This window comes from Pseudomonas sp. MD195_PC81_125, from assembly GCF_014060985.1.
GTDB classification, from domain to species: Bacteria; Pseudomonadota; Gammaproteobacteria; order Pseudomonadales; family Pseudomonadaceae; genus Aquipseudomonas; species Aquipseudomonas parakoreensis.
In genome coordinates this window covers 1-6,562 of sequence record NZ_JABULD010000497.1, presented here as the reverse complement: position 1 = coordinate 6,562, position 6,562 = coordinate 1, and the positions used below count along the sequence as shown (strand labels likewise).

The window sequence follows — 6,562 nt, the reverse complement described above, 5'->3', positions numbered from 1 at the left end:
CGATACGGGTCAACTGCGCATGGATCTTTTTGCCAATAGCCGACAATTCAGCCTCCCTGTCTTCACGAACGTCGTCAGCGTCTGCAGGGTCGTCAACCTCCTCCTTTAGCAATCGCAAATTTCTCTGTGAGCGCTCCTATTGATAATCTGCCATTCAACTTAGTTCACGAAAACAAATACCCACAAGCCGTTAAATATTAAAAAATACACACATCCCGAACAACCAAAACTCATCCACCACTTATGCAAGAGATTTCAAAAAAACGACAAAATAATAAACAACAAGAAGTCACACTCAATGCCTATACTCACAAGCAAAAGCAATATTAACCTTGAGACTCTTACAACCACTCAAGGAATTAAAAAGTGCAACCCAGTCCAAATCCGCTCATCACCAAGGACGACATTCGAAAAATAAAGAACTACATCTCTGCCGCCAAAGCATTGCCACGCAATATCGAAGATGTAGAACGCCAATTAAAAACCAAACACACCGGCATTACCGGCCTGGAACTTACTGACATTGTTCAGCTTAATCATACGATCATCAACAATGCCAATTCGTGGATCGATATCGAGTATTCGATGAAGCGTGTGGCCGGAAGTCTCTCGACCTTTTCGGAGGACCTGGAAAGTTTTGGTCAGGAAATTATCGACGCCATCGTGACGATGCCGGGCTACATAAATTACCTGGGCACCATCGACTCGCTGAGCGAAGAAGAAATAACCAGGCTCCCGCCACTGGAGATCGGCACGGCAGAAAAGAATCGATTTGGCTCCATTCAGGAATCTCTCGCGTTCATTGCAAGATCGATCGGCGAGAAGCAGCTCAGCAGTCTGGATGTCAGCGAACGTTTGAAGTATTTCAGGACCGATCTTAACGACAACGTTGCCGTGAGTATTGGCGAAAAACTACGTTTGGCCGGCGATGCGCAACTCAACCGACAACTGACCGAATTGAACGTTTCGATTGATCGGGCGAACAAACTCATACAGGAAAAAACCCGCGAGACGGCGCCGGATTTTTTTGATCACATTCTTGGTTTTTTCACCGCTTACCAAGGCGGCCCCCTCGGCTCGAGCGTTTATTACAAAACGCTCGAACTTCAGCAGAGTACCCATTTACGCCCATTGATCGCCCAGCGAGATCAACTCGCGGAGCAGATCAAACAAACCAACATCCTGGCCGGCACGCTTCTGGAATTCCAGTCGGGTCTGGACAGCATGTCGCTGTATGTCGAAGGAGCCATCCAGAGTACCTCGCAACTGGAGACGCTATGGATCTCCATTACTGACTACATCAATGCTTCGCAAAATAAAGTCATGGGTATGCACGAATTTCTGACCCTCAGAAGTTTTGTCTCCAGTTTCAAGATTGTTATTAAAAACTGGAAAACCGTTCAAGCCAACGCGAATCAACTCATCCACGCATTCGACTGACACCATCCAATCATTCAGGAAATATTCATCATGACCAACCTTATTTACGCCCAGCCTGACCTCGGCCGTATTCAAGAAAGCCGCGAGGCAATTCGTTATCAAGCGCTCGTTGGCTCTGCCAACCTGTATATCAAAGCCTTGAGCGATGAGTTGATCGCTTTGAATGCCGCCGTCAGCGACCTTGATCTTACGGCCGCGAATATCTTCACTTCGGCAATTACAGCGCTGGAGACCGACGACCTGAACGAAAACCTGCAGGCACTGGCCAGCCTCAACGCCAGTGAACCGAGTGCTCAGGTTGAAAAAGCACGCCAGCAGTATTCGCACATCGTCACGCAACTGATCAAGCTATGCGCTGAACACATGACCAGGTTGCACGCTTCACTGCACAACGGTGTGTTCGGCGTGCAGAGCATCGCCATCAGCAACAATCGTTTCCGACTTGAAGAATTGGCTGCGGCCAAAATCAGTCTGACCCAAGAGTACGACGCCGAGAAAATCCCGCTGGCCGAATTGAAAGACGATGAAACCGTTCTGAATCTGGCCATTGCCGAGTTCGAAAAGCTGACATTCATTGATCGAATCAAGCCATTGCTTGAACAACTGAAGGCGATCATCGGCAACAAACCGACAACCCCTGAGGCGGCGGCGCTGGAGGCCGGACTGATTATCGCCAACAAGTTTCTCGACGAAGCCAACGAGCTGATCAAATACAAGGATCTGATCAAGGCGCGTCAGATCATCCAGACGCGCCTTGCACAACGCGAGGAGCGCGTGGCGTCGCTGGCCAGGCAACTGCGCGACAACGACGACAAGACCCGCCAGTTGAAAGATACCCAGAAGGTTGTGCCACACCAGCAAACCTATGTCAGTGAGGCCGGCAAACTGACGGCTGCGTTTTCCGCGTTTCTCGGTGCGGTCACGGCTGTGCCGAATGAAGACGTTCTGCGGCGTGGCGAACGATTGCTGGAACACAGCCAGTCCCTGCGCAATTACCTGATCCCGCTGCAGGGACGCTGGTTACGCGGGTGATCGAAAGCGCCTGCCCTCGATTACTGATGGAGAGCAGGCGCCTCGGCGTCAAGGGCCGCCAGACGCTGACGGTACTCGGCGCCCATGGCGCGTATCTGCGGATGCGCGGATGCCAGCAGCGATTCGCCGCTGACGCGCAGGAACTTCACATTGCCGAGCCATAAAGCCTTGCGCAGCCATTGCAGCGCCTCTTCGATTCGCCCCGCTTGCGCCAGGATCGCGGCGTGACTGAACTGCCCGCGAAAATCCCCACCCTCGGCGGAGCGTCGATACCAGTCGTGCGCCGCTGGCAGATCCATCGGGCCTGCCCGCCCTTCCTCCAGATACCGTCCCAGCAGGTTCATTGACTTCGCATGACCCGCTTCAGCGGCGCGCCGATACAACGCCAATGCCTGACGCTGATCGACCATGACACCGCGCCCGGTCGCCAGCAGATTGGCGAGGTTGTACATCGCCCAATCCAGCCCCGCGTCAGCGGCGATTCGATAATGCTGCGCGGCAATCGCGGCATTCGCGACGCATCCCCAGCCATGCTCATGACAACGGCCCAGCATGTTGCGCGCCATCCAGTGCCCTTGCCTGGCGGCGATGGCGAACCAACGCAGTGCCAACGTTTGATCCTGAGCAATGCCACGGCCATCGAGCAGGATCTGCCCGAGCAACGCCTGCGCTTCAACAATGCCCTGGCCGGCGGCGAGCAGAATCGCCTGCGCCGCACGCGCCGGACTTTCTTCGAGCATGGCGCTGAGCTGCGCAACGTCGAGCACTTCCTCGCGCCGCAGTTGAAAACTCATACGTCAACCCAGCGCCGCAGCAGGTTGTGATAGGTGCCGGTCAGGCGAATCAGCGACGGGTGATCAGGCATGTCCTGAGTGAGCTGCTGGATCGCCCCGTCCATCTCGAACAGCAAGGCGCGCTGGCTGTCTTCGCGCACCAGACTCTGCGTCCAGAAGAACGACGCATAACGCGCGCCACGGGTGACAGCATTGACCTTGTGCAGGCTGGTGCCGGGGTACAGCACCATGTCGCCGGCGGGCAGTTTCACCCGTTGCGTGCCAAAGGTGTCCTGAATCTCCAGTTCGCCGCCGTCGTAATCCTCGGGCTCACTGAAAAACAGCGTGGCCGACAGATCGGTGCGCACCCGCTCGATGCTGCCTTTGGGCTGACGCACGGCGTTGTCGATGTGAAAGTCGAAACTGCCGCCCGCCGTGTAGCAGTTGAGTAACGGCGGGAATACTTTGTGCGGCAGCGCAGCGGACATGAACTGCGGATTTTTCCACAGCCGCTCGAGCATCGCGGCACCGATTTCCTTGGCCAGCGGATGGCCTTCCGGCAGTTGCAGATTGTGCTTGGCCTTGGCCGACTGATAGCCGGCGGTGATTTTGCCATCGGCCCAATCCGCCTGCTCCAGCGCCTCGCGGATGCGCTGCACTTCTTCTTTGCCGAACAGGCCGGGGATGTGCAACAGCATGGCGATCGTACCTGATGGTAAAGGGGTACCAATGATATTGATTCTTATTGGCTGTGTAAAACCCGCGTGACGGATGAACCGGTAAAAACCGTAAGGTTAAATTGTAAAGAATGTAAATTCGTCGCGAATAACAATGTTTCGCAATTGATACGAATACCTGTTTACCCTATATTCCGCGACCTCAAATCCTTGGGGAGGGGAATAAAAATGTCACGTCAACACGCACAATTGCCGGTCAGTTCACCACGCCTGCTCGCTTCGGCCATTGGTGTCGCCATCACCGCCGGTTCCGCCGGCCACATGGTCTTCGCCGCAGAAAAGACCGACAGCAAAGCCTCCGGCAATGCCATCGCCCTGGACGCTACCGCCATCACCGGCGAAGCGCAGGACTCGACGTCCTACCAGGTCGAAAAAGCCTCCTCGCCCAAGTACACCGCGCCGCTGGTCGATACCCCGCGCTCGGTCACCGTCATCCCGCAACAAGTGCTCAAAGACACCGGCGCCCTGAACATGCAGGACGCGCTGCGCACCGTGCCGGGCATCACCTTCGGGGCCGGTGAAGGCGGCAACCCGCAGGGTGACCGTCCGTTCATCCGCGGCTTCGACGCTCAAGGCGACACCTACCTCGACGGCGTGCGCGACACCGGTTCGCAGAGCCGCGAAATCTTCGCTGTGGAGAACATTGAAGTCAGCAAAGGCCCGAACTCGGCCATCGGCGGTCGTGGCGCAGCTGGCGGCAGCATCAACCTGGTGAGCAAAAAAGCACACCTGGGCAACTCGTTCGACGGTGGTTTCACCTGGGGTTCCGACCAGACCCAGCGATACACCCTGGATGGCAACTACCAGTTCAGCGACACCGCTGCCGGCCGCCTGAACCTGATGAGCCACGAGAGCAATGTCGCCGGTCGCGACAAGGTCGACTACGACCGTTGGGGTATCGCGCCGTCCCTGGCGTTTGGTCTGGGCACCGACACCCGGGTCAACCTCGACTACTACCATCTGGAAAGCAACGACACCCCGGACTCAGGCATTCCTTACACCATTCCGGCCGGTGGTTCGGCGGCACGTACCAAGTCCAACCCGGACAAGCCGTACGCCGGTGGCGATCACAGCAACTTCTACGGTCTGGATCGGGACTTCCGCAAGGGCCGCACCGACACCGCGACTTTCGCCATCGAGCATGACCTGAGCGACTCGCTGACCATCAAGAACACCCTGCGCCACGGCACCAGCATGCAGGATTACATCCTGACTCAGCCGGACGACAGCAAGGGCAACGTTAATAACGGCAGCGTCTGGCGCCGCGCCAACACGCGGGTCAGCAACACCGAGACCACCACCAATCAGACTGATCTGTTCGGCAATTTCTATGTCGCCGGTTTCAAGAACAGCTTCTCGACCGGTGTCGAATACACCCGCGAGGAAGGCCAGAAATCCTCGTACAACGTCAACACTGACACCACGCCGCGCACCAGCGCCGCGACCACCAATTGCACCCCGTCGATGATTGGCGCATCGAGCGGCTACAACTGCACCTCGCTGTCGAATCCGAACCCCAACGATCCGTGGAACGGCGCGATCTCGCGCAACTATGCCGGTACCGACACCAAGGCCAACACCTACGCGCTGTACGCGTTCGATACCCTGGAGTTGTCCGAGCAGTGGCTGGTGAACATGGGCCTGCGTTACGACCACTTCGATACCGACTACAAGACCTACAACAACGCCGGCACCACCACCTCCAAAGGTGATGACACCAGCGAATTCGTCACCGGTCAGTTCGGCGTGGTCTACAAACCGGCACCAAACGGCAGCATCTACGCCTCCTACGCAACCTCCGCGACGCCACCGGGCAACACCCTCGGCGAAGGCCAGGAAGGCAACCCGCTGGGCGGCACTCCGGACCGCAATGGCAACCTGCTCAAGAGCGACATGGAGCCGGAAACCACCAAGAACTACGAAATCGGTACCAAGTGGGATCTGCTGAACGATCGCCTGTCGCTGACCGCTGACATCTTCCGCACCGAGAAAGAAAACGCTCGCGTACAAGTCGACACCACCTCGTACGAAAACGCCGGCAAGACCCGTGTGCAAGGTATCGAGCTGTCGGCCAGCGGCAAGATCACCGACAAGTGGCAAGTGTTCGCTGGCTACGCCTACATGGACAGCGAACAGGTGGACGGTGGCGACCTGCCGGCCAACAAGGCCAACAACGGTAACGAGTTGCCGAACACGCCGAAAAACAGCGCCAGCCTGTGGACCACTTACCAGGTCACGCCGAAGCTGACCCTCGGTGGCGGCGCGTTCTACGTCGACGACGTCTACGGCAGCGTGGCCAACACCACGATGGTCGATTCCTATGTCCGTTACGACGCGATGGCCGCCTACAAGCTGAGCAAGAACGTCGACCTGCAACTCAACGTGCAGAACCTGACCAACGAGGTCTACTACGACAAAGCCTTCTCGACCCACTTCGCCAACCAGGCGGCGGGCCGTACTGCATTGTTGAGCACCAACTTCCACTTCTGACCGATGTGGAAACCTGTGGGAGCGAGCCTGCTCGCGAAAGCGGTGGGTCAGTCAAGTAGAAGCTGACTGACACGACGCCTTCGCGAGCAG

At 56.9% G+C, this 6,562-nt stretch carries 5 protein-coding genes; 3 read left to right on the top strand and 2 right to left on the bottom strand.

Annotation, left to right across the window (positions count from 1 at the left end; genetic code table 11):
- Positions 1-366: 366 nt before the first annotated feature.
- A complete protein-coding gene (locus HT737_RS19970) occupies positions 367-1,440 on the top strand; it encodes an alpha-xenorhabdolysin family binary toxin subunit A (RefSeq protein WP_182403841.1) in 1,074 nt (357 codons plus the stop codon).
- Positions 1,441-1,470: 30 nt separating this feature from the next.
- Positions 1,471-2,472, top strand: a complete 1,002-nt coding sequence (locus tag HT737_RS19965) for an alpha-xenorhabdolysin family binary toxin subunit B (protein ID WP_095667507.1) — start codon at positions 1,471-1,473, stop codon at positions 2,470-2,472.
- Positions 2,473-2,492: 20 nt separating this feature from the next.
- Here the strand turns inward: HT737_RS19965 and HT737_RS19960 are convergent, their stop codons facing one another.
- Entirely contained in the window at positions 2,493-3,266 is a 774-nt protein-coding gene (locus tag HT737_RS19960) for a tetratricopeptide repeat protein (RefSeq protein ID WP_095667508.1), read from the bottom strand.
- A complete protein-coding gene (locus HT737_RS19955) occupies positions 3,263-3,943 on the bottom strand; it encodes a Fe2+-dependent dioxygenase (protein ID WP_182403839.1) in 681 nt (226 codons plus the stop codon). Before HT737_RS19955 ends, HT737_RS19960 begins: the two co-directional genes overlap by 4 nt.
- Positions 3,944-4,150: 207 nt before the next feature.
- Between HT737_RS19955 and HT737_RS19950 the strand changes: the two genes are divergently transcribed.
- A complete protein-coding gene (locus HT737_RS19950; protein ID WP_182403838.1) occupies positions 4,151-6,472 on the top strand; it encodes a TonB-dependent siderophore receptor in 2,322 nt (773 codons plus the stop codon).
- Positions 6,473-6,562: the final 90 nt, after the last annotated feature.

Coding starts and splice junctions, on each gene's coding strand:
- HT737_RS19965 (WP_095667507.1), top strand. CDS start 1,471: ATGACCAACCTTATTTACGCCCAGCCTGACCTCGGCCGTATTCAAGAA.
- HT737_RS19960 (WP_095667508.1), bottom strand. CDS start 3,266: ATGAGTTTTCAACTGCGGCGCGAGGAAGTGCTCGACGTTGCGCAGCTC.
- HT737_RS19955 (WP_182403839.1), bottom strand. CDS start 3,943: ATGCTGTTGCACATCCCCGGCCTGTTCGGCAAAGAAGAAGTGCAGCGC.
- HT737_RS19950 (WP_182403838.1), top strand. CDS start 4,151: ATGTCACGTCAACACGCACAATTGCCGGTCAGTTCACCACGCCTGCTC.